The following is a 20,954-nucleotide window of genomic DNA, read 5'->3' on the forward strand; positions in this document are numbered from 1 at the left end:
CCCCATGCCCCACCTCGGAAGTACGGTGCATCTGCGCGCCCTGGCGGCCGCCACCCTGCGCCCCGGACCCCAGCCGCCCACGGCCGGCGCCGGGCGCGTCGCGATCGTCTCGGCGAGCATCGGCGCCGGCCACGACGGCGCCGCCGCCGAACTGGCCCGCCGGCTCACGGCCCAGGGCCTCGCCGTCGACCGGTTCGACCTGCTCGACCTGCTGCCCGCCGGGCTGGGACGGCTGGTGCGGGACGGCTACCACCGCATGCTCGTCCGCGCGCCCTGGGCCTACCAGCGGATCTACCGCAGCACCGAACGCGCGGGCGGCGGCGGGCCGTTGGCGAACGCGCTGCTGCGTACCGCGGAGGAGCGCCTGCTGCGGGCGCTGCGGCCCGGCACCGGCGCGGTGGTCTCCACCTATCCGGGAGCCAGCCGGGTCCTGGGCGGCCTGCGGCTGCGCGGACGGCTGGACGCGCCCGTCCTCACCTATCTCACGGACTTCTCCGTGCACCCGCTGTGGGTGGCGGACGGCGTCGACGTGCACCTCGCCGCACACGCCGTGCCCGCCGCCCAGGCCCGCGCGGCCGGGGCACGGGACGTCCGGGTGTGCGGGCCGGTGGTGGACCCGCGGTTCCGCCCGGGCGGGGCGCGGGAACGCGCGGCGGCCCGGGCCCGGTTCGGACTGCCGGCCGACGCCACGCTGGCGCTGCTGGTCGCCGGCTCCTGGGGTGTGGGGCCGGTCCGCCGGGTCGCCGCGGAGCTGCGCGCGTGCGGGGCCGCCGTCCCGGTCGTGGTCTGCGGCCGCAACGAGGCGCTGGCCGAGCGGCTGCGCGCGGACGGCGTCGAGCACGCCTACGGCTGGGTCGACGACATGCCCGCGCTGATGCACGCCGCCGACGTCCTGGTCCAGAACGCGGGCGGGCTCAGCTCCCTGGAGGCGTTCGCCGTGGGCCTGCCCGTCGCCAGCTACCGCTGCATACCGGGCCACGGGCTGACCAACGCCGCCGCCCTCGCGGAGGCCGGCACCGCGGTCTGGATCCGTGACCCGGACCGGCTCGAGGAGGAGCTGCGCGCGCTGATCCACGGTCCGCTGGGTCCACGCCGGCGCGCGGCCGGCCTCGCGCTCTTCGCCGCCGGATCCGACGGCGGCGGGCCCGCGGCGGAGATCGCTCGGGTCCACCGGGCGGGCCCGGCGCTGCCGTCCGCGCGGCCCTCGGCGCGACGGCACCGGCCGGCCGCCCGCCGGCTCGCCGCCACCACGGCCGTGGCCTGCGGGCTGTGGGCCTGCGCGGTCGGCACGGGTATCGCCGTCGCCCACGACGGACCCGACGTGATCCACGCCATCGGGCACGGCCTCGACCTGGACGACGTCCCCGGCCGCGCGCCCGCCCCGGAAGGCCCCCGCCCGTGACCGCCGCCCGCCTGCTGCGCGCCGCCGCCCTGGCCGCCGCGCCCGCCCTCGTGGCCGCCCACGCCGCACCCGCCGTCTCCGCCTTCGGCCCGCTCCGCAACCGCGCCATGCCCCGCCTCGCGGGCCGAGGCCGCCCGGACCACGTCGCCCTCACGTTCGACGACGGCCCCGACCCGCTGTCCACCCCGCACTTCCTGCGGCTGCTGGCCGAACGCCGGGTCCGGGCGACGTTCTTCCTGCTGGGCCGCGAGGCGCACCGCTCGCCCGGCCTGGTCCGCGAGATCGCCGCGGCGGGACACGAGATCGGCGTCCACGGCTGGCTGCACCGCCCGCTGCTGCTGCGCGGCCCGCGCGCCACCCACGACGACCTCGCCCGCGCCCGCGACACCGTCGGGGACCTCACCGGAGAGCGGCCCGCGCTGTTCCGGCCCCCGTACGGAGTGATGTCCACCGGCGCCCATCTGGCCGCCCGCCGCCTCGGGCTGACACCGGTGCTGTGGACGTGCTGGGGCGAGGACTGGACCGCCCGCGCCACACCGCGGTCCGTGCACCGCACGGTCACCTCGGACCTGGACGGCGGCGGCACCGTCCTGCTCCACGACTCCGACTGCACCTCCGCCCCGGGCGCCTGGCGCTCGGCACTGGGCGCACTGCCCCACATCCTCGACACCTGCGCACAACGGGGCTACGAGGTCGGCCCGCTCCACGACCACGGCCACCCCGTCCCGTCCTGACAAGGCGCGTCCCGCACCGCGACCTCCGGCCCAACGCCCGAACTTCCGGGCCGACGCCCGGACTCCCGGCCCTGCGCCCGAACTTCCGGCCCGGTGGCACGAGTTCCCGGCCCTACGGCGCGGATTCCCGGCCCGGCGGCGCGGACTCTCGATCCGGCGCCGCCCGGTTCCCGGCTCGCGGCGCGGAATCCCGGCCTGGCCGCGCGGACTTCCGGTTCGCGCCGCGGATTCCCGGCCTGCGCCGCAGCCGCCGACCCGGCGACGGACGAACGGACCGGGCACACGGCGGGCCGACACCGCCACCCAGCCGCGCGAGCGGGCGAGCCGTCCGGGCAAGCCAGGCAGCCGAGCCAGCCAGGCGACCGGGCGAGCCAGCGCGCGGGGCAGGCCAGCCCGCCCCGTGGGCTCTCGGCCTGCGCCGCCGGTTCCCAGCCCGCGGCACGGGTTCCCGGCCCGGCGGCGCGGATTCCCGGCCTGCGCCGCGGCCGCCGACCCGGCGACGGACGAACGGACCAGGCACACGGTGGGCCGACACCGCCACCCGGCCGCACGAGCGAGCGAGCCGTGCGGGCAAGCCGGGCGACCGAGCAAGCCTGCGGGCGGGCGGTGCAGGCCGGTCCACACGGCCGCGGACCGGCCTGCGTCGTGAACTCTCGGCCCCGCCGAGTGCACCGCCCCGGTGGCGGGACGAACGGACCGCACGGCGGGTCGACACCGCCGCCCAGCCGCGCGAACAAGCAGCCGGGCGGGCGGGCGAGCCGGGCGAGCGGACGGCAAGCCAGGCAGGCAGGCGGCCTCGGCCGGCCCGCAGCCGTGGCGTGACGGGCGTCTCGTGCCGGGCGGGCCGATCATGGGAACGTCTCCCCCGCCACGATCGTCTACAGTTGAGTAGACCGTCTACTGCACTGTAGTCACCGACCCGATGCCTCCGCCGCGGCGTGCCCGGCGCTCCGGTCGTACGACGAAGGGACCCCCCGACGATGACCACGGCCCTGCATCTCTCGTCACAGCTCGCCGTCAACGTGCTGGACGCACGCTCGCTGCTGGCCGCGTTCGGCGTGCTCGGCGTGGGCGTGGTGCTGTTCGCCGAGACCGGGCTGCTGGTCGGGTTCTTCCTGCCGGGCGACTCGCTGCTCTTCACGGCGGGCCTGCTGTGCACCGGCTCCGCCGACCACGGTCTGAAGCTGTCGCTCGGGCCGCTCCTGGTCTCCGCCGCGGTGGGGGCGCTCGCCGGCTCGCAGTGCGGCTACCTGCTGGGCCGCAGAGCGGGCGGCGCCCTGCTCGCCCGCAGCCGCTCGGCCCGCCTGCACGAGGGCGCGCGGCGCGCGGAGGAGCTGCTGGAACGCTATGGGTACGCGAAGGCGATCGTGCTGGCCCGGTTCGTGCCGGTGGTCCGGACGGTCCTGAACCCGATGGCGGGCGCCCTGCGGGTGCCGGTGCGGACCTTCACCGTCTGGCAGACGGCCGGCGGGCTGCTGTGGACCCTGGGTCTCACGCTCGCGGGGTACGCGCTGGGGTCCTCGGTACCGAACGTGGACCGGTACCTGCTGCCGATGGTCGCGGTCATCGTGGCCCTGTCCCTGATCCCGCTCGCCGCCGAGCTGGTCCGCTCGCGCCGGGCGGCGAAGGCGGAGGAGGTCCAGGGATGATCCTCGCCCTCACCGGTCCCGCCGTCGACGGACCGGCCTACGTCGACGTGGTGCACCTCGCCCAGCGCGCCCCCGACTGGCTGAACGACTCCGTGTCGGCGTGGTCGACGTACGGGCTCGCCGTGTTCGCGGTGTTCATGGTCATCGCCTGGTGGAGTGCGCGTCGGGTCGGCGCCACCGCGTCGGTGACGGCGCTCGCGGTACCGGTCGTCGTCGTGGTGGCCTACGCGGTCGACGCGGCGCTCAAGCTGCTGGTGCACGAGAACCGGCCCTGCCGGAGCCTGCGGGTGACGGTCCTGGAGACATGCCCGGCGCGCGGCGACTGGTCCTTCCCCAGCAATCACGCGGCCGTCGCCGCCGCCGCGGCCGTCGCCCTGCTGTTCGTGTTCCGCCGGCTCGGCGCGGTCGCCGTGGTCGCCGCCGTCGCGATGGCGGCCTCACGGGTCTGGGTGGGGGTGCACTACCCGCACGACGTGCTGGCGGGCGCGGTGGTGGGCGCGCTCACCGTGACGGCCGCCATGTCCGTGCTGCGCCGGTGGGCGGGGCCGCTGGCCCGGCGGCTCGCCGCCACCCGGCTGCGCCCGCTGCTGGCGGTGTCGTGAAGCGCGGCGACGCCGCCCACCTGGCCGTCGGCTGCGGCCTCGGCGCCTGGGCCGCCTTCGGCCTGCTGACCATGGTCGTGGCCGGTCACGACGGCCGCCCGCTGTCCGTGGACCGCGCCCTGCTCACCTGGTCCCTCGGTCACCGTCCGGACGGCGCGGTGGCGTTCGCCCACGCGCTGACCACCACCGGGACCGGAGTCGTGCCGTACCTATTGGCGGCGCTCGCCGGGATCGTCGCGGGGCGCACCCGCCGGCGGCGTGCGCTCGCCGTCGTGCTCTGCCTGGCCTGTCTCGCGGCGGGCCAGGCGCTGCGGTACGCGGTGATGGCGCTCGTCTCCCGGCCGCGCCCGCCGCGCGCCGACTGGGCCACCCACGCGTCGGGCTGGTCCTTCCCGTCCGGGCACACCACCACGGCGGCCCTGACGGCGGGGCTGCTGATCGTCGCCGTTCTGGTGCGCGGCGGGCGCGGCGGCGCTCCGCTCGCCCTGGTCGCCGGCTGCTGGGGCGCGGCGGTCGGACTGACCCGCGTCTACCTCGGGGTGCACTGGTTCACGGACGTGCTCGGCGGCTGGCTGTTCGCCCTCGGCTGGCTGGGCCTGTGCCTGGCCGCCGTGACCCTCCGGCCGCCGTGGCAGCGGCCGTACGGCGCCGTGCGGGGCGACCCGGTGCCCGCGGGAGAGCCGTCGTCGGACGCGGGAGATCCGCCGCCGGACGCCGGAGATCTGGCGCCGGACGCGGCGGGCGGCCGGACGGACACGACACGAGAACCGAGGGAGGACCATGCGGCAGACGATCCTGGTCGTCGAGGACGATCACGCCCTGCGTGACGTGCTGGTGCGCGGGCTGCGCGACGAGGACTTCGACACCGTCGCCGCACCGGACGGCGCCACCGCGCTGCGGCTGGCCACCGACGGCGTCTGCGCGGCCGTCCTGGACATCGGGCTGCCGGACGCCGACGGACGGGACGTGTGCCAGGCGATGCGCGCCAACGGGTTCCTCTCCCCCGTCATCTTCCTGACCGCCCACCACCGGCTCACCGACCGGCTGTCCGGGTTCTCCGCGGGCGGCGACGACTACCTGCCCAAGCCGTTCCATCTCGCCGAACTCGCGGCCCGGCTGCGGGCGGCGCTGAAGCGGGCCGCGCCGTCACCGGCCGCCACGGCGGGCGACCTCGTCCTGGACGCCGTCCGGCACACGGTCGCCGTCCGCGACACCCGGGTCGGTCTGACACCGACCGAGTTCCGTCTGCTGGCCGCGCTGATGGCCGCTCCCGGCGCCGTCGTACGCCGCCGCGAACTGGTCCGGGCGGCCTGGCCCGAGGGCGCCCGGGTCAGCGACAACACCCTCGACCAGTACCTGACCAGGCTGCGCCGCAAACTGCGCGAGGCGGGCAGCGACCGGACGATCGGCACGGCCCGCGGCATCGGCCACCGCCTGTCATGAGCGGTCCCCGCCGGGCGCGCCCCGCCACGGCCGCCCTGCTCCGCCGCCTGACGCCCGGCACCCTGCGCGGCAGGCTCTCCCTGGTCGCGCTCGTCACGGCCACGCTGCTGATGCTGGTCCTCACCGTCGCCTTCGACACCGTGGCGCAGCACCGGCTCCAGCACCAGGCGGACGACGAACTCCGGGCCCGCGCCGCCGCCGTCGCGACCACCGTCGACACCGGCGGCAAAACCGTACGGGTGCGGGAGAGCGCGCACGACGACCTGCTCGACGCGCACGTGTGGATCTACGCCGGCCGGCGCCTGCTCGAAGCCCCGCCGGCCGCCGGGCGGCTGACCCGCGTCGCCGGCACCCTCGCCGGACGCGGCGGCCGGCGGTGCGTCACCGTCGACGTGCACGGCCCGCTGCGGCTGTGCTCCCAGCCGGTGTCCGGGGCACGGAGCGGGGCCACGGTGGTCACCGCCCTGGACCTCTCCCCCTACCGGAGCTCGGCCGACACCCTGCTCCTCGGATCGCTGGTCCTGGACGCCGTCATGCTCGCCTGCACCTACGCCCTGACCCGGCTGGCGGTCGGCCGCGCGCTGCGCCCCGTCCGCACCATGACCGACCAGGCCGCCCAGTGGAGCGCCGTGACCTCCGAGGAACGCTTCGCAAGCATCCGCCACCCGGCCGAACTGGCCCGCCTCGGTACGTCGTTGGACGCCATCCTGGACCGCATCCGCACCCTGCTGCGGCACGAGCGGCAGCTCACCGGGGAGCTGTCGCACGAGCTGCGCACCCCGTTGAGCCGGATCATCGCCGAACTCGACTGGTGGCAGGCCCGTCCCCGCACCGCCGAACAGACCCACGCCACGCACCGGGTCATCGCGGACGCCGCGGAGTCCATGCGGACCATCTGCGACACGCTCCTGGACGACGCGCGCGGCGGCACGCTCACCGCACCGGGCACCGTGGAGGTGCTGCCCGCGCTGCGCCGCCTCACCGAAGCGCCGGGTCTGCCCGGCAGCGTGCGGCTCACCGTCGACGGCGCTCCGCCGGTGGCCGGGGTCCCGGCCGCGCTCCTCGAACGCATCGTCAGCCCGCTGCTCGCCAACGCCTGCCGCTACGCGCGCACCGGTGTCGCCGTCCGGGTCCGCTCCGCGCCCGACGGCGTCCGGGTCGACGTCGTCGACGACGGGCCGGGCGTTCCGCCGTCGTTCGCCGGGTTGCTCTTCGAGCCCGGCCGGCGCGCGGATCCCGGCGACGGGCACCCGGGAGCGGGCCTCGGACTGCCGCTGGCGCGGCGGCTGGCCCGCTCCGTGGGCGGCGAGGTGGCGCACGATCCGGGGCACACGGCCGGGGCCCGTTTCGTGGTCAGCCTGCCCGCCGGATGACGGCAGGACCGCTCGGCGCGGTGCCCGCTCACGCCGCGGTGCCGGGCCGGACGTCCTTGCGGGAGACGGCGAGGTAGCCGACGAAGCCGAGGATGGCCACCGTCCAGGACAGCGTGACCGGTCCCAGGCCGAGCGCGAGCCCGCCCCGGCTCCGGGCGACGGCCATCCAGTCGGCGACGGAGGCGCCGAGCGGCCGGGTGATGACGTAGGCGGCCCAGAAGGCGGTCACCGCGTTCAGGCGGCCCAGGCGGTGCGCGAGCGCGGGTACGGCGATCGCAAGGCCGTACACGACGGCGGACCCCAGGTAGCCGAGGCCGATCGTGGCGGTCAGGTCTCCCGCGGCGGTGCCCAGCGCGAACGTGGCGAGGACGGCGGCCCAGTAGAAGGTCTCCCGGCGCCGGGTGTGGATGCTGTGGATGGACAGGGTGCCCTCGCTGCGATGCCAGAGGACGAAGACGGCGGCCAGCGCGGCCATGAAGAACGGCGTGGAGAGCGCGTACGGCACGCCGAGACCGACGTGCAGGATGTCGGCGGCCATCGTGCCGAACACGCTGACCATGACGATCGCCGTCCAGTAGATCCAGGCCACGTACCGCCTGACGGCGAACTGCACGGCCAGGGCCGCCACCAGGGCGACGCCGCCGAGGCCGACGGCGGGCACGGGGCCGAGCAGGTGCGCCAGGAAGTCGGAGGCCGTCTCGCCCATGCCGGTCGTCAGGACCTTGATGATCCAGAAGTAGACGGTCACCTCCGGCACCTTGCTCGCCGCGTGACGGATGTGGCCGGCAGGCCGGTCGTGCATGAGGTGATCGGTCGACATGGCAGGGACGATGACACGGCACCCGGCAGGTTTCCCAGACCCTTTTGCCAGAGCTTTGGGGCTTCTGGTGGCGCGGTTTTCCAAGCGCTCCGCGAACCTGAACACAACCTGAAAGCGACGACGAAAGCGCTGGTCAGCGGCGCACGGCCGATGGTAGAAGCCTGCTCCCCGACCCGCATGGCGCGTCCCGCGCCGCCGCCGTGGCCCGAAGGGCCCACTACCCGAAGCGGACCTCCGTCACGTCGATCGCGACCATCAGCAGGCCGGGCCAGGCGCGGCCGGAACTGTCGCGGCGGAACGCCCGGCGCACCGAGGGCAGCCGGATCCCGTCGGCCTCGATGATCTGGTGGACGTACTGGGCGGTGGCGAACCCGCCGGCGACGTCGACGTGGTAGTCGTGCCGGCGCAGCAGGCCGTCGGAGCCGAAGTAGAACTGCTGGTGCTCGCTGTGGCTCGGGTACGACGGCGGAAAGGTCACGTCCAGACCGCGCCAGACCTGGTCGCGCTCGTGCCACGGCTCGATCTCCGTCACCGTGAATCCCGGCAGCGTGAACAGGAACGGCGTGGTGAAGTACGTCCACATCGCGTACCCGTTGAAGTAGGCGCGGTCCAGCGCGTCCCACGGGGTCTCCAGCACGTGCCCGGCGAACGAGGCGCGCGGGTGGTCCCGTCGGGCCACCGTCCTGCCGTCCGTCGTCACGATCCGCAGCCGCTCAGGGGTGAACTCCGAGCGGCGGTCGGGGGCGCCGAACGGGAAGAGCGAGGCGCGTTCCTCGTGCAGCCAGACCGTCTGGCGCCGCGGCGCGGGATCCTGCGGCATGCCCTTGACGACGAACAGGTCGCCGCCGCTGACCACCGTGGCCGTCACTGTCGTGAACCGGTTCCACCGGTCGAGGCCGCCGTGCGCCTCGACGACCTCGTCGAGAAGGCCGGTCATCCGGGCGCCGCCGTCTCAGACCTGGACCATGCCGCCGTCGACGAAGAGTTCGGATCCCGTCGTGTACGAACTCTGGTCGGAGGCGAGGAAGACGGCCATGGCGGCGACCTCCTCGGGGCGTCCGATGCGGCCGAGCGGGATGTCGTCCGCGAGCCGGTCCGCCATCTGCGCCTCGCCCTGCGGCGGGTTGTCCAGGCCGCGCAGGCCCGGGGTCTCGATCGGGCCCGGGGCAAGGGCGTTGACCCGGATGCCGCGCCCGGCGAGTTCGCCGGCCCAGGTGCGCGCCAGGTTGCGGATGGCCGCCTTGGTGGCGCTGTAGACCGACATGGCCTCCATGCCCATCGAGGCGTTGGTGGAGGAGAGCAGGACGACCGAGGCACCGTCCGGGAGCAGCGGGAGCGCCTTCTGGACCGTGAAGATCGTCCCCTTGACGTTGATGTCGAAGGTCGAGCGGTACTGCTCCTCGGTGATCTCCCCGAGCCGCGCCAGCTCGGCGCCGCCGGCGTTGGCGACGACGACGTCCAGCCGTCCGCTGCCGTTCCGGATGATCTCGAAGAGGTCGTCGAGGGCGTCGAGCCGGGAGACGTCGCTCTGGACGCCGACGGCCCGTGCCCCGAGGGTGTCGACGGCCGCGTCGAGTTCGGCCTTGCGCCGGCCGGTGACGTACACGGTGGCGCCCTCGTCGACGAACCGGCGCGCGATGGCCAGTCCTATGCCGGTCGAGCCGCCGGTCACCAGGCCGATCTTGCCGTCCAGTTGTCCCATGGTGTCCACATCTCCCTCGCGGCAGCGCGGGCGGATCGGTACCTCTCAGCAAAGGACCTCGGGCAGGGCGCTGCAACCGGAGCCGCCTTCGGCGTCCCGCGGGCGGTGCGCGCGGGACGCGGCATGGGCGCACCGGCCGGGGGTAACCGGTTCGCGAATCGCAGGTTCACGTGAAGGGAGACCTCTGGTGCTGATGGCCCACCCGGCGGTGCTGAAGGACCTGGTCGCGCAGTACGAGACGCTGCGCGCGCTGCACGCCGAGAACGGCAGCCCCGCGGCGCGGCGGCGGATGAACGACATCGCCTACACCCTGTGCGTGTCGACCGGCACCAGCGACGTCGACAGCGCGCTCGTCGCCGCCCGTCACCAACTGCCCGGCGCCCGGCCCCAGGACGACTCCGTGCTGAGCGCGGGGTTGATCTCGACTCCGTAACAAGGACGTTTGTTCGGACGGATTCGGTGCACACGAAGAGCTGACACAAACTTTATCTCAGAAAGCGAGACGCAGTATGGGCATCATCGCGTGGATCATCATCGGCCTGCTCGCCGGCGCCATCGCCAAGCTCCTGCTGCCGGGCAAGGACCCGGGCGGCATCATCATCACCATGCTCATCGGGATCGTCGGCGGTCTGCTGGGCGGCTGGCTCGGCAAGGTGATCTTCGGTGTCGACTCCATCGACGGGTTCTTCGACCTGTCCACCTGGATCGCGGCGATCGTCGGCTCCCTCATACTGCTCGTGCTCTACCGGATCGTCACCGGCAACCGGCGCTCGCACGCGTGACCCGCTGACGGCCCACACATCCGCGCCATCCGAACGGCTCCCTCCTGGCGGACAGGACGGGAGCCGTCGGCATGTCCGCCGCGCCGCACGAGGCCCGGCCCCCCGTGTCCGCGCCGACGGACCCCGCCGGGGCAGTACCCTCGGTCGCCTCGGTGTCCGCCCGGCGTGCGGTGATGCCGGTGCGAAGTGAGGGAGGAACCCGCGTGCCCGCTGCCCCGCCCACGTCCCTGGCCGGCTGGCCGACGCCGCTGGAGAAGGCCCCGCGGCTGGCCGCCGCGCTCGGTCTGCGCGAGGACGACCTCTGGATCAAGCGGGACGACCTGATCGGCCTGGGAGCGGGCGGCAACAAGGTCCGAAAGCTGGAGTACACGGTCGGCGCGGCCCTGGCCGCCGGGGCGGACACCCTGGTCACCGTGGGGGCACCGCAGTCCAACCACGCGCGGCTGACCGCCGCGGCCGGAGCACGGCTCGGCCTGGACGTGGTGCTGGTCTTCCCGGGCCGGCCCGGCGCCTCACGGTCGGGGAACCTGGTCCTGGACGCCCTCTTCGGGGCCCGGGTGCACTGGGCCGGCGACGTGGACCTGGCAGGGCTCGTCGCGACCGCGGAGGAGACGGTGGCCGCGCTGCGCCGCCGGGGGGCGCGCCCTGAGCTGATCCCGTTCGGCGGGTCCAACGCCGTGGGGGCCCGGGGCTACGAACAGGCGGGCCGGGAACTCCTCGCGCAGGTTCCGTCGCTGGATCTGGCCGTCGTCGCGGTGGGTTCGGGCGGCACCATGGCCGGTCTGGTCGCCGCGCTGGGCGCCGACCGGGTGCTGGGCGTCGACACCGGCGCGATGGAGGAGCCCGCCGCGGCCGTCGCCGCCATGGCAGGCGAACTCACCGGATCCGACGTGCGCGACCGGCTCCGTATCCGCTCCGACCAGGTCGGGGCCGGTTACGGCCGGCTCACCGCGTCCACCGCCGCGGCGCTGCGGCTCGCGGCCCGCACCGAGGGCATCGTGCTCGATCCCGTCTACACGGGACGCGCCCTGGCCGGGCTGCTCGCGGCGGCCGAGGAGGGCATCGTCGCACCGGGCCGGACGACCGTCTTCTGGCACACCGGCGGCCTGCCCGGGCTCTTCGGCCACGCCGAGGCCGTCGGCCTCCTCGACGGTTCCCTGCCGGTCTTCCCGCCCGAGGACGGCCCGGCGCACTGAAAGGGCCCCCGGACGCCACGGGTGGCGTCCGGGGGCCCTTCGGGGAGCCCGGCGTCAGGTGGTGCGACGGCGGGCCGGGGCACGTGACGCGGACTTGGGTTCCCGCGCCGGGGTGTTCGTCTGCACGGCACCGCCGCCGACGCCGGTGTCGAGCACCTCGTCGCCGTACAGGTCGTGGAGCCAGTTGGTCTGGTAGATGGTGTCGAGGTACCGCTCCCCGAGGTCGGGAGCGATGGCCACCGCGGTGAGGTCACCGCCCTCGTGCCGGGACAGCCAGTCCGTCGCGCCGCTGACCACGGTCCCGGTGGAGCCGCCGAACAGGAAACCGCTCCTGGCCATGCGGTGGCACATCCGGATGGTGTCCGGTTCCTCGACCTTGATCACCTCGTCGACGAGGGACTCGTCGAGCAGGGGTGGCCGCATGCTCATGCCGAGGCCCGGGATCATCCGGCGGCCCGGCTCGCCGCCGAACGCCACCGAGCCCTGGGCATCGACCGCGACGATCCGTACCGGCCGGTTCCACTCGCGGAAGTAGCGCGCGCAGCCCATCAGGGTGCCGGTGGTCCCGGCCCCGATGAACAACACGTCCAGCTGCGGGAACCGGCGGGCGATCTCCGGGGCCGTCGTGCGGTAGTGGGCCAGCCAGTTGCCGGCGTTGGTGTACTGACTGAGCCAGACGTACCGGTCGTCGGAGGCGCACAGCGAGCGGACGTAGTCGATCCGCTTGCCCAGGAAGCCGCCGTTGCCGTCCTGGTCGGCCACGATGTGCACCTCGCTGCCGAGCGCCTCCATGAGGAGCCTGGTCGACAGGTTGCACCGGGAGTCCGTCACACACAGAAACCGGTAGCCCTTGCTTGCGGCGATCATGCTGAGCGCGACGCCGAGGTTTCCGGAGGAGGACTCCACGAGAACGGAATCCGCTGTCAGGATTCCGTCCCGCTCGGCGCTCTCCACCATTTCGTTCGCGGCCTTCAACTTGATGGAACCGGCGAAGTTGAAGGCCTCGCACTTCAGGTAGAGCGGGTATCCGCAGATCGACGCGAGATCGACGAAGAGGTCGCCCTCGTTGAAGGCGTGGGGAGCGGATATGACGGGCACGGCGGGCCTCCTGGTGCCGGGCCGAGGACCACGGCCTCAGCCGTACCGACGCAGTTCGTGGAAGAAGTCATCGATGACGCGCAGCTCCCCCGACCGGGACACCTCGTCGTAGACGTGCTTGCCGACGGCGAGGTCGAGGACGCCGAGTCCGAACGGCGAGAAGATCACCGGCCGGTCGGTCGGCGGCGCGGCCCGTCCGGCCATGACGTCGCCGAGGGTGCCGTTCAGGAAGTCACGGCTGCCGGTGAGCTGTTCGGCCAGGTGGGGCGACGTGTCGGCCTTGAGACAGTGCTCGACGTCGTCGACGAAGTTGGCCGAGCCCAGCAGGATCTCCGGGGCGAGGTCGCGCAGGGAGACGTGCAGGACCAGCGGGTTGTGGGCGAACAGGGCCTGGTCGGTCACGTGCGGTTGGCCGGCGATGGTGGCGAAGACCACCAGGTCGCTGGCGCGGATCAGGTCCTCGGCGGTGTCGTGGACGGTGACGCGCGCGGCGCCGCCGGACTCCCGCAGGTAGCCGCAGAACCCGGCCGCGCTGTCGGCGGACAGGTCGTGCACGCCGACCTCGTCGAAGTCCCAGCCCGTGCCGGCCAGGAAGGTGTGGATGTACCGGGCGATCAGGCCGGTGCCGAAGAACCCGACCCGGGTGGGGCGCGTCCGGTTGCGGCTCAGCCAGTCGGCGGCCAGCGCGGCGGAGGCCGCCGTCCTGGTGGCGCTGATGATCGAGCTCTCCAGGCACGCGAACGGGTAGCCGGTGTCGTGGTCGTTGAGGATGAGCACCGCGGACGCCCGCGGCAGTCCGGCGCCCACGTTCTCCGGGAAGCTGGAGATCCACTTCAGGCCGTCCACGTGGACCGGACCGCCGAGCGAGGCCGGCAGCGCGATGATCCGCGAGGTGGGACGGTCCTGGAAGCGCAGGAAGTACGACGGCGGGTTGACCGAGTCTCCCGCGTCGTGCAGCCGGTAGACGGTCTCGACCAGCTCCACGAGCTGCTTCTCGTGCCCGGTCAGGGCCTGCTGCACCTCCTCGCCGCTGATCACCGCGAAGGTCGGCACGGCCGGCGCGCCGGGTGCCGCGGACCGGGTGGGGGTCGACAGGGTGTCGGTCATCGTTCGCTCGCCTCCAGCGCCGGGCAGTCGTCGGCGGGCCGCAGCGGCTCGCCCAGGCCGACCAGCACCTGGCGCTCTCCGGAGAACGCCTCCCTGCTGTGCGCGGTGCGTACGTTGTCCACGAGCAGCAGGTCACCGGCCTGCCAGGGTTCGCGCCGGGCGTGCGCCTCGTAGGTGCTGTTGATGGTCCGCACGACGTCCTCGGCGATCGGGGAGCCGTCGCCGTGGCGGGTGTTGAACGGCAGTCCGTCCGGGCCGTAGACGTCCAGCAGGTACTCGCGCACCTCCGGGTCCAGCGTCCACTCGTTGAGGAAGGCGATCTGGTTGAACCAGCACCGCCTGCCGGTGACCGGGTGCCGGACGACGGCGGCGCGGTGCTGCTCGGTGCGCAGCGACCCGTCGGGCTGCCAGGTGCACGTGATGCCGTTCGCGCGGCAGTACTGCTCGATCTCGGCGCGGTCCGCGGTGCCGAACGACTCCGCGAGGCTCGCCCCGATCTCGTCGCTGTAGCTGCGGGTGAGGATCCAGCCCTCCCGCTCGAACCGCTCGGTGAGCCCGGTGGGCAGTGCGCGCAGCACCTCCTCGGCGTCGGCCACCGCCGTCGCCCCGCCCTGCTCGGGCGCGGTGAGGCAGGCGAACAGCATGAGGCCGGGGACCTCCTGACGGTAGCTCAGCTCGTGGTGCATGCACATCGGCTGGTGGTCCGGCCAGGGGGTGGAGGAGTACACGCCGCGGCCGTGGGCCTCGCGGGGCGCGAAGGCCTCGCGCTCCGTCATCAGGTCGCCGGCCATCCCGGCGAAGACGGCTCCGGCCTGAGCGGCGTCGCGCAGTCCGAGGCCGCGGACGACCAGCGCGCCGTGCTCGGCGACCTGCGCGCGGAGCGCGTCGCGGTGCTCGGCCGTCCATCGCGGGGCGTCGTCGGGGGGATCGACGCACAGCAGCGCCGGCTTGTCCGGCCGCAGCTCCACGTCGAGTGGTGATGCCAGGGAGGAGAACGGCATCTCGGGTTCCTTTCGGTCGACCGCCTGGAGGTGACGGAGGTCAGGAGGAGGCGAGGGGAAGGACGCTGTTCAGCACGGCCTGTGCCGTCTCGGCCGGACGGGTGCGCAGGAAGTGATGGCCTCCGTCGGCGAGTTCATGGAGTTCGACGTGGTCGGCGAAGAGCCGCCAGTCGCGGTGGCGCTGGGCGTGGCCGGCGGTGTGCGGGTCGTCGGCGGCCACGACCACCGAGACGGGCGCGGTCAGTCTCACCGGCGGCGGGGCTTCCAGGGCCTGGTGGAAGTAGCGGTGGGCGGCGACGCAGTCGTGCCGGTAGGCGGCCGCGATGTGTGCGGCGTGCGGCGCGTCGAGTTCGAGGAGTTCCGCGTAGCCGCCCTGCGCGGTCAGCCGCTGGACGATCTCGGCGTCACCGGCGGCGGTCAGTTCGACGATCGCGGCGAACCGGTCCGCGGCGGTGCCGAGCAGTTGCGCGCCCAGGAAGACCCGGGCCACCTGCACGCCCCGCTGCTGGAGCCGGAGCGCGGTCTCGACGGCCGCGGCGGTTCCCGAGGAGTGGCCCCACAGCACGACCCGGGTCAGGCCGCGGGAGGTGATCTCGGCGACCGTCCGCTCGGCGACCTGCTCGATCGTCTCGAACGGTTCCGGCGGCGCGGCCAGGTTGTGGCCGGGCAGGTCCGCGGCGAGGACCGGCAGGCCGCTGCCCGTCAGCGCGCTCGCCATCGGCTGGTAGTTGACGGCGTTGCCGCCCGCGTACGGGAAGCAGACCAGGGCGCATTCCGCGGCGCGGCTGCCGCCCGACAGGGGCAGCAGCAGCTCCGGGCGCTGCCGGGGCGTGCCGTCGAGGAGGGCGGCCAGGTCGGCGAGGAACGGATGCCGGGTGATGTCCTTGAGGGACACCGCACGGTCCAGGGCGAGGCTGAGCTTGACCGCGGTCAGCGAGGTGCCGCCGGCGTCGAAGAAGTGGTCCGTGCGGCCGATCCGCCGCTCGGGCACCCCGAGCAGTTCGGCCCAGGCCGCCGCCAGCCGCCGTTCGGTCGGGCTGAGCGGGGCGGCGTCGGCGGCGCCCTGCGGTTCCGGTGCCGCCTGCTCGGCCAGCGCGGTCAGGGCCTTGCGGTCGATCTTGCCGTTGGCGGTCAGCGGCAGGGCCTCCCGCCAGTGGAAGGCCGACGGCACCATGTAGCCGGGCAGGGCCGCGCCGAGGGACTTGCGCAGCGCCTCGGGCTCGTGCTCCCGGCCGGCGTAGAAGGCGATCAACTGCTTGCCGCCGCCGTTGCGCTCGGCGACGACCACCGCGCCGTCCCGTACGCCGTCGACCCGCAGCAGGGAGTTCTCGATCTCGCCGATCTCGATCCGGAAGCCGCGGATCTTGACCTGGTTGTCGCGGCGGCCGAGGAACTCCAGCTTGCCGTCCGGGTGCCAGCGGCCCCAGTCGCCGCCCAGGTACAGCCGTTCACCGGGCCGGTACGGGTCCGTGCGGTACGCCTCGCGGGTGCGTTCGGGGTCGTTGACGTATCCACGGCCCACGCAGACGCCGGAGAAGGCGATCAGTCCGGGGGCGCCGAGCGGCACCAGCGCCAGGTGCTCGTCGACGACGTGGACGCGGACGTTGTTCACGGGCCGTCCCAGCAGCACCCGTTCGGGCACCTCCCGCAGGACCTCGTGGTTGGTGTCGTCGGAGGTCTCGGTCAGCCCGTAGGCGTTGAGCAGCGCGATGCCGGGCTGGACCGCCAGCCAGCGCTGGACCAGCTCCCGTTTGAGCGCCTCGCCGGTCACGGACACGCAGCGCAGGTCCGGCAGCATCCGGGGGTGCCGCTCCAGGTAGGAGACGACGACCTCCAGGTAGGACGGCACGAGCTGGGCCACGCCGACCCGGCCGCGTTCCAGGGTGCCGACGAACCGCTCCACGTCGGTGATCACGTCCTGCTCGACCAGCAGGGTCCGGCCGCCCGCCAGCAGCGGGGCCATGAGCTGCCACAGGGAGATGTCGAAGCACTGCGGCGCGGTCTGGGCGACCACCGTCCCCTCGCCGATCGACAGGTCGTCGATCTTGGCGTAGAGGTGGTTGAGCATGCCCGCCTGCTCGCACATGGCGCCCTTGGGCTCTCCGGTGGAGCCGGACGTGAAGTAGATGTAGGCGAGTTGGCCGGGACCGACCTCGATGCCCGGGCTGTCGTCGGCGTGCGACTCGGCGTACGCCGTCTCCGTCAGGAGCTTGTCGACGCCCTCCAGGGCTCCCAGCGCCTCGTCGAGGGTGCGGGTGCTCGCGGACTCGGTGAGGACCAGCCGGCACCGGGCCCGGGAGAGCGTCGCCTCGATCCGGCCGGCCGGGAAGTGCGGCTCGATCGGCAGGTAGGCGCCGCCGGCCTTGAACACCGCCAGCACGGCCGCCAGCCAGTCGAGGTTGCGTTCGGTGACGACGGCGACGACGTCCTCCCGGCCCAGGCCCCTGGCGAGCAGGGCGCGCGCCAGCCGGTTGGACCTGCGGTCGAGTTCGCCGTACGTCCACTGCTGCTCGCCGTGGACGGCGGCCACCGCCTCCGGGTGGGTCCTGGCCCGCTGTTCGAAGAGTTCGTGCGCGCGCAGGTCGGGCAGTTCCCGCTCGGGGCCTGCCAGGCCGTCCAGTTGTTCGCGTTCCTCCTCGGCGCAGAGCAGGCTCTGGCGGGTGTGGTCCGCGTCGGGCTGGGCGGTCATCAGCCGCAGCGCCGCCAGGTGGTAGCCGCCGATGCGGGCGGCGGCGCGGGAGTCGAGCACGTCGGTGCGCCGGCGCAGGTGCAGCGTCATCCGCCCGTCCCGGTCGGACCAGCGCACGTGCAGGACGGCGTCGCCCGCGGGCCCGTCCGCGGGGCCGTGGTCCGCTGCCGCGGGTCCGCACACGACCTCGAACGGCGGTTCCGTCAGGCCCAGTTCGCGCCGCAGGTCTGCCACCGGGAAGGCGCGGCGGGCCCGCAGCTCGGCCTCGGCGCGGTGCGCGGCCGTGAGCAGGGCGGTCCAGGATCCGGACGGGACGGACACCCGGCAGGGCAGCGGCTCGGCCTCGGTGCCGCTGACGCAGCCCGTGACCACTTCGGATTCGCCGGAGAGCACGGCAAGCACCTTGAGGTGCGCGGCCAGCATGGGCGCGTCGACCGGCAGGCCGTGTCGCCCGGCCAGTTCCCGCACCGCGTGCGCCGTGTCGTCCGGCACGGGTATCTCGTGCTCGGCCGTGCCCTGCTCAGGTTGCGGAGCCCATCGCGGCACGGCGGTGGCGCCGCCTGCGCTCAGTATCCGGCTCCAGAACTCCCGGTCGGTTTCCACGCGCGTTCCCATCGAATGGCCTTCCTCAACTCACGTTCGCCGTGGTGGCGTTGGCTGCTGACGTGGTCCGGCCGACGGCACCGGGCCGACTGCCGCTCTCCGGCATCTCCACCGCGGGGTTGCCGCCCCACTGTGCGTGCGCGGGGACTTCCTCGCCCTTCATGAGGAAGGAGTCGGGCGCCAGCACCGCGCCGTCGCCCATGGTCACGCCGTAGTGCACATGGGAGCCGACGCCGAGCGTGCAGCCGGCACCGAGCGTCGTGACGTCCGACTTGAAGGTGCCGTCCTCCTGCGAGTGGCACTGGATCTTGCTGGCGGCGTTGAGGGTGCACTCGTCGCCGACGGCGCTGAGCGTGCGTTCGGTCATGTAGACGCCGTCGTCGAACACCCTGCTGCCGATGCGGACTCCCAGCAGCCGCCAGACCAGGGTCTTGAACGGCGTGCCGTTGAAGATGTTGAGGTACTGGTCCGGGACCTTCCAGAGCCGCTCGTGCCACCAGAAGTACGGGTCGTAGATGGAGCACAGGCGGGGGCGCAGCGGCCGGAAGGATCCGATCCAGCGCTCCACCAGGACGAAGTACGCGGTGGAGAAGACCAGCGAGAAGGCCAGGTAGCCGCCGATCACCACTTCTCCGAGCGCGCCGTACAGGTCCACGGAGGCGAGTCCGAACAGGGTGAGCGCGAAGGTGTGCAGCCAGCGCACGAGCAGCATGGCCACCATGGAGTTGAGGTTGTAGCGGTTCTTCTCGGCGAGCCGGGTGCGGAGGGTGTCGCCGGTCCTGAGGTGGTCGAACCGGGTGTCGCGGTCCACCGTGCGGGGGATCTCGAAGCACGGTGACCCGAGGAGGCCGACGCCTTCCCTGACCTCGCCGTCCATGGGCACCATCACCTTGGTGGCCAGCAGGCAGTTCGCGCCCGTCCTGCCGCCCGCCGGGTAGGCGATGTTGTTGCCGAGGAAGTTGCTCGGCCCGATCTCCACCCGGGACAGCCGGAACGAGGTGCTGGAGAAGTCGGCGTTGAGGACGGACAGGCCGTCGGCGATCATCGTCCCGCTGCCGACGGTCACCAGCAGCGGTGACTCGTGCTGCAGCTCGGTGCCGAAGTTCGAGCCGGTCTGCTCGACGCGCGAGAGGTCGTATCCGATGCCGCGCAGGTAGTGGACGATGTACGAGCTGTCGCCGAACAGCCACGTGAAGAACTTGATGTTCGTCATGCGGGCCGTGGTGCGCTGCAGCACGTAGTGGAATCCGTAGAGGGGATAGATCCGGTCGGGCCTGAGGACCAGGCCCACCAGCCGCGGCACGGTGCACAGGACCAGCAGTCCGAGGATCACGAAGCCGAAGAACAGGACGGCGGAGAGCACCAGGGCGTCGGGGACCAGTTCGGAGGGGCTGACCGCCGTCTGCGGGTCGAGCCGCCTGCCGATCGCCGGGACCTCGGTGAAGACCATGTACACACCGCCGACGAGCAGCGGGATGTAGAGGAGGAACAGCTGGATCAGGGTGCCCGCGCCGAACCAGGCCCGGCGCAGGGTGCCGCAGCGGGCGGGCGCGACCCTGGCGTAGTCGACGCGGGTGGGTTCCGCCGGGGATCCGTGCCAGTGCTCGCCGGCCGGGACCGACTGACCGCGGTGGAGGGCGGAGGAGTGCCCCAGCTGGGAGCCGTCGCCCATGGCGGTGTCGATGTCCAGCACGGTCTTCTCGCCGACGAACACGTCCGCGCCGAGGGTGATCCGGCCGGTCTGTATGTGTCCGGCGTGGGCCCGGTAGCACAGGAGGAACGCGTCCTTGCGGACGACCGTGTCGGCGCCGACCGTCAGGAGGTCGGTGCAGACCGGGACGGAGCGCGTGAGGATCGTGACGCCCTTGCCGATCCGTGCGCCGAGGGCCCGCAGGTACAGCACGTACAGCGGTGTTCCGGCGAGCAGGATCATCGGGTTGGCGTGGATCAGGACCTTGACGAGCCAGAAGCGCAGGTAGTGAAGGCCCCAGACGCGGAACTCACCGGGTTGCCAGCGGCCGACGAGCAGCCATTTCCCGGCGATCGGGAAGGCGCACAGGGTGACGAAGGCGATGCCTCCGAACAGGACCGACCGCAGGTAGATGTCGGCCAGGCCCGAACCGGTGGCGATCCATTGGTATCCGGCCGCGGTGGCGAATCCGTAGGCCAGTGAATAGCCGAGGAAGACCGTCAACTGGGCGGTTCCGCAGAGCAGATGGATGAGCCGCTTCACGAACGGACCAGGACCGGGCCGCGGGGGCGGCGAAGGCGGCACGGGCGCCGCCGGGGACGGCGCGTCCGTGGGAGCAGCGGGTGCGCAGGTCCCGAGCGCGGTGGCCAGACTCCGGATCGTGGGGTGCTGGTAGATGTCCTTCATGGAAGGACTGGGCAGATCCGGGGCCTTGCGTATTCGTGCGCAGAACTGGGCCATGACCAGGGAGTTGGCGCCGAGGTCGGTGAAGAAGTGGCCGTCGGCCGGAACACTCTCGGTGCCGAGCAGGTCGGCGAGCGCCTGCGCGAGCCGCAGCTCGGTCTCCTCCCCTCGCTGGCCGGTGCCGCTCAGCGCGACGACGGACTCAAGGGACTCATCCGGCTCCGAAACGACCTCGGAGGACTGTTCCACCATGCGATCTCCTGGAGAACGTGGATGTTCCTGATCACGAACCGGCGGATTCAGTTTGTCCAGAGAGATCTACGTCTGCCACTTCTGCCCCCGGCCCGGCGGCGAGGGTTGAACGACGCGCCGGGCCGTA

At 73.4% G+C, this 20,954-nt stretch carries 18 protein-coding genes; 10 read left to right on the forward strand and 8 right to left on the reverse strand.

Translation table 11 applies throughout. From position 1 onward, the window contains the following. Nucleotides 1-4 precede the first annotated feature (4 nt). The 7 genes from ACIQOE_RS08350 to ACIQOE_RS08380 all read left to right on the forward strand — a co-directional run bounded on the left by ACIQOE_RS08350 (nt 5) and on the right by ACIQOE_RS08380 (nt 7,203). Nucleotides 5-1,402 carry a glycosyltransferase gene (locus ACIQOE_RS08350; protein WP_401410506.1) on the forward strand — a complete coding sequence of 466 codons (1,398 nt, stop codon included), beginning with the start codon at nt 5-7 and terminating at the stop codon, nt 1,400-1,402. Further along, nucleotides 1,399-2,136: a polysaccharide deacetylase family protein gene (locus ACIQOE_RS08355; protein WP_365559559.1), complete on the forward strand. Its 738-nt coding sequence runs from the start codon at nt 1,399-1,401 to the stop codon at nt 2,134-2,136. The genes ACIQOE_RS08350 and ACIQOE_RS08355 overlap by 4 nt, the downstream gene beginning before the upstream one ends. A gap of 980 nt (nt 2,137-3,116) precedes the next feature. Beyond that, on the forward strand, nt 3,117-3,785 hold the full coding sequence (locus ACIQOE_RS08360) for a DedA family protein (RefSeq protein ID WP_365559560.1): 669 nt from the start codon (nt 3,117-3,119) through the stop codon (nt 3,783-3,785). Continuing rightward, entirely contained in the window at nt 3,782-4,387 is a 606-nt protein-coding gene (locus ACIQOE_RS08365) for a phosphatase PAP2 family protein (RefSeq protein ID WP_365559562.1), read from the forward strand. Before ACIQOE_RS08360 ends, ACIQOE_RS08365 begins: the two co-directional genes overlap by 4 nt. Next, on the forward strand, nt 4,384-5,214 hold the full coding sequence (locus ACIQOE_RS08370) for a phosphatase PAP2 family protein (protein ID WP_401410509.1): 831 nt from the start codon (nt 4,384-4,386) through the stop codon (nt 5,212-5,214). The genes ACIQOE_RS08365 and ACIQOE_RS08370 overlap by 4 nt, the downstream gene beginning before the upstream one ends. Then, nucleotides 5,168-5,830, forward strand: coding sequence for a response regulator transcription factor (locus ACIQOE_RS08375; RefSeq protein ID WP_351313705.1), 663 nt, complete (start codon nt 5,168-5,170; stop codon nt 5,828-5,830). Before ACIQOE_RS08370 ends, ACIQOE_RS08375 begins: the two co-directional genes overlap by 47 nt. Next, the gene (locus tag ACIQOE_RS08380; RefSeq protein ID WP_401410512.1) at nt 5,827-7,203 is read left to right on the forward strand and encodes a sensor histidine kinase; all 1,377 of its coding nucleotides are present in this window, start codon (nt 5,827-5,829) and stop codon (nt 7,201-7,203) included. The genes ACIQOE_RS08375 and ACIQOE_RS08380 overlap by 4 nt, the downstream gene beginning before the upstream one ends. A gap of 28 nt (nt 7,204-7,231) precedes the next feature. Here the strand turns inward: ACIQOE_RS08380 and ACIQOE_RS08385 are convergent, their stop codons facing one another. The 3 genes from ACIQOE_RS08385 to ACIQOE_RS08395 form a co-directional block, all read right to left on the reverse strand. Next, complete coding sequence (locus ACIQOE_RS08385) at nt 7,232-8,023, reverse strand: hypothetical protein (RefSeq protein ID WP_401410514.1); 792 nt, start codon at nt 8,021-8,023, stop codon at nt 7,232-7,234. 217 nt (nt 8,024-8,240) lie between these two features. Next, on the reverse strand, nt 8,241-8,960 hold the full coding sequence (locus ACIQOE_RS08390) for a hypothetical protein (protein ID WP_401410516.1): 720 nt from the start codon (nt 8,958-8,960) through the stop codon (nt 8,241-8,243). Between the two features lie 15 nt (nt 8,961-8,975). After that, the gene (locus tag ACIQOE_RS08395; RefSeq protein WP_365559569.1) at nt 8,976-9,725 is read right to left on the reverse strand and encodes an SDR family oxidoreductase; all 750 of its coding nucleotides are present in this window, start codon (nt 9,723-9,725) and stop codon (nt 8,976-8,978) included. A 187-nt stretch (nt 9,726-9,912) separates the two neighbouring features. Here ACIQOE_RS08395 and ACIQOE_RS08400 point away from each other — a divergent pair, with 187 nt between their 5' ends. The 3 genes from ACIQOE_RS08400 (at nt 9,913) to ACIQOE_RS08410 (ending at nt 11,703) form a co-directional block, all read left to right on the forward strand. Continuing rightward, nucleotides 9,913-10,158 carry a DUF5133 domain-containing protein gene (locus ACIQOE_RS08400; protein WP_351313720.1) on the forward strand — a complete coding sequence of 82 codons (246 nt, stop codon included), beginning with the start codon at nt 9,913-9,915 and terminating at the stop codon, nt 10,156-10,158. A gap of 76 nt (nt 10,159-10,234) precedes the next feature. Continuing rightward, complete coding sequence (locus ACIQOE_RS08405; RefSeq protein WP_351313723.1) at nt 10,235-10,507, forward strand: GlsB/YeaQ/YmgE family stress response membrane protein; 273 nt, start codon at nt 10,235-10,237, stop codon at nt 10,505-10,507. Between the two features lie 203 nt (nt 10,508-10,710). Beyond that, on the forward strand, nt 10,711-11,703 hold the full coding sequence (locus ACIQOE_RS08410; RefSeq protein ID WP_401410518.1) for a pyridoxal-phosphate dependent enzyme: 993 nt from the start codon (nt 10,711-10,713) through the stop codon (nt 11,701-11,703). 54 nt (nt 11,704-11,757) lie between these two features. On the opposite strand, the gene sbnA is transcribed toward ACIQOE_RS08410, so the two are convergent. Genes sbnA through ACIQOE_RS08435 form a run of 5 tightly spaced genes read right to left on the reverse strand, consistent with a single transcriptional unit; the run spans nt 11,758 to nt 20,827 of the window. Then, complete coding sequence (gene sbnA, locus ACIQOE_RS08415) at nt 11,758-12,801, reverse strand: 2,3-diaminopropionate biosynthesis protein SbnA (protein ID WP_351313729.1); 1,044 nt, start codon at nt 12,799-12,801, stop codon at nt 11,758-11,760. A gap of 36 nt (nt 12,802-12,837) precedes the next feature. After that, nucleotides 12,838-13,908 (reverse strand): 2,3-diaminopropionate biosynthesis protein SbnB, encoded by a 1,071-nt coding sequence (sbnB, locus tag ACIQOE_RS08420; RefSeq protein ID WP_351313733.1) that lies wholly within the window; start codon nt 13,906-13,908, stop codon nt 12,838-12,840. Further along, a complete protein-coding gene (locus ACIQOE_RS08425) occupies nt 13,905-14,909 on the reverse strand; it encodes a TauD/TfdA family dioxygenase (protein WP_351313736.1) in 1,005 nt (334 codons plus the stop codon). The genes sbnB and ACIQOE_RS08425 overlap by 4 nt, the downstream gene beginning before the upstream one ends. A gap of 40 nt (nt 14,910-14,949) precedes the next feature. Beyond that, a complete protein-coding gene (locus ACIQOE_RS08430) occupies nt 14,950-18,213 on the reverse strand; it encodes an amino acid adenylation domain-containing protein (RefSeq protein WP_401410521.1) in 3,264 nt (1,087 codons plus the stop codon). Between the two features lie 13 nt (nt 18,214-18,226). Beyond that, the gene (locus ACIQOE_RS08435) at nt 18,227-20,827 is read right to left on the reverse strand and encodes a Pls/PosA family non-ribosomal peptide synthetase (RefSeq protein WP_401410523.1); all 2,601 of its coding nucleotides are present in this window, start codon (nt 20,825-20,827) and stop codon (nt 18,227-18,229) included. Nucleotides 20,828-20,954: the final 127 nt, after the last annotated feature.

Origin of the sequence: Streptomyces sp. NPDC091282, assembly GCF_044757385.1 — a bacterium.
GTDB classification, from domain to species: domain Bacteria; phylum Actinomycetota; class Actinomycetes; order Streptomycetales; family Streptomycetaceae; genus Streptomyces; species Streptomyces gramineus.

Bases quoted from the DNA above. Each gene is read 5' to 3' on its own strand.
- ACIQOE_RS08350 (WP_401410506.1), top strand. From the start codon at position 5: ATGCCCCACCTCGGAAGTACGGTGCATCTGCGCGCCCTGGCGGCCGCC.
- ACIQOE_RS08360 (WP_365559560.1), top strand. From the start codon at position 3,117: ATGACCACGGCCCTGCATCTCTCGTCACAGCTCGCCGTCAACGTGCTG.
- ACIQOE_RS08365 (WP_365559562.1), top strand. From the start codon at position 3,782: ATGATCCTCGCCCTCACCGGTCCCGCCGTCGACGGACCGGCCTACGTC.
- ACIQOE_RS08375 (WP_351313705.1), top strand. From the start codon at position 5,168: ATGCGGCAGACGATCCTGGTCGTCGAGGACGATCACGCCCTGCGTGAC.
- ACIQOE_RS08380 (WP_401410512.1), top strand. From the start codon at position 5,827: ATGAGCGGTCCCCGCCGGGCGCGCCCCGCCACGGCCGCCCTGCTCCGC.
- ACIQOE_RS08385 (WP_401410514.1), bottom strand. From the start codon at position 8,023: ATGTCGACCGATCACCTCATGCACGACCGGCCTGCCGGCCACATCCGT.
- ACIQOE_RS08390 (WP_401410516.1), bottom strand. From the start codon at position 8,960: ATGACCGGCCTTCTCGACGAGGTCGTCGAGGCGCACGGCGGCCTCGAC.
- ACIQOE_RS08395 (WP_365559569.1), bottom strand. From the start codon at position 9,725: ATGGGACAACTGGACGGCAAGATCGGCCTGGTGACCGGCGGCTCGACC.
- ACIQOE_RS08405 (WP_351313723.1), top strand. From the start codon at position 10,235: ATGGGCATCATCGCGTGGATCATCATCGGCCTGCTCGCCGGCGCCATC.
- sbnB (WP_351313733.1), bottom strand. From the start codon at position 13,908: ATGACCGACACCCTGTCGACCCCCACCCGGTCCGCGGCACCCGGCGCG.
- ACIQOE_RS08425 (WP_351313736.1), bottom strand. From the start codon at position 14,909: ATGCCGTTCTCCTCCCTGGCATCACCACTCGACGTGGAGCTGCGGCCG.
- ACIQOE_RS08430 (WP_401410521.1), bottom strand. From the start codon at position 18,213: ATGGGAACGCGCGTGGAAACCGACCGGGAGTTCTGGAGCCGGATACTG.
- ACIQOE_RS08435 (WP_401410523.1), bottom strand. From the start codon at position 20,827: ATGGTGGAACAGTCCTCCGAGGTCGTTTCGGAGCCGGATGAGTCCCTT.